The sequence below is a fragment of the Micromonospora sp. DT31 genome (genome assembly GCF_049841795.1).
Classification (GTDB): domain Bacteria; phylum Actinomycetota; class Actinomycetes; order Mycobacteriales; family Micromonosporaceae; genus Micromonospora.
The window spans coordinates 1-914 of sequence record NZ_JBNCKZ010000065.1 but is presented as its reverse complement, the minus strand read 5'-3'; the positions used below and the strand labels follow the sequence as shown (position 1 = coordinate 914).

The window sequence follows — 914 nt, the reverse complement described above, 5'->3', positions numbered from 1 at the left end:
AGGGTGGTTTCGCCGTTGAGGCCGAAGTAGTCGTGCCATTTGGTGCTGGGGGCGAAGGTGGTGCCGGTGGAGAGGGCTACGTAGATGTCGTTGGTGGTGCCTTTGGTGAAGACGATGAGGTCGTCTTTGCCGTCGCCGTTGGCGTCGCCGAGGTAGGGGAATTCGCCGGGTAGGCAGAAGAAGTCGTGCCATTTGATGGTGGTGCCGGCGAAGCCGCTGCCGGTGGAGGTGGCGGCGTAGACGTCGGCGTCGTTGTTGCAGGTGAAGGTGACGATGTCGTCTTTGCCGTCGCCGTTGATGTCGCCGACGCGGGGTTGTTCGGCGCCGACGGCGAACAGGTCGTGCCATTTTTGGGGTTCGCCGAAGGATGAGCCGTTGGACAGGGCGATGATGACGTCGGAGGCGGAGGCTGGGCCTTGGGTGAAGGTGATGAGGTCGTCTTTGCCGTCGCCGTTGACGTCGCCGAGGGCGGGGTATTCGCCGGCGATGGAGAAGTATTCGTGCCATTTGATGGCGGTGCCGGTGAAGCCGCTGCCGGTGGACAGGGCGACGTAGACGTCGGCGTTGGTGTCGTGGGTGAAGGTGATGATGTCGTCTTTGCCGTCGCCGTTGACGTCGCCGATGGCGGGGACTTCGGCGCCGGGGGCGAACCAGTCGTGCCATTTGGTGGAGGGGGCGAAGCCGGTGCCGGTGGACAGGGCGACGTAGACGTCGGCGTTGGTGCCGTGGGTGAAGACGATGGCGTCGTCTTTGCCGTCGCCGTTGACGTCGCCGGTGAGGGGGGTTTCGCCGGTGAGGCCGAACCAGTCGTGCCATTTGACGCTGGTGCCGGCGAAGTTGTTGCCGGTGGAGGTGGCGACGTAGGCGTCGGCGAGGGGGCTGTGGGTGAAGGTGACCACGTCGTCTTTGCCGTC

At 64.8% G+C, this 914-nt stretch carries 1 protein-coding gene; it reads right to left on the bottom strand.

Features of this window, described 5'->3' with window-relative positions; genetic code table 11:
* Positions 1-899 (bottom strand): FG-GAP repeat domain-containing protein (locus ACLQ2X_RS28400; RefSeq protein WP_425684141.1); only part of this gene is annotated, 899 nt, incomplete at its 3' end.
* Between the last annotated feature and the right edge of the window lie 15 nt (positions 900-914).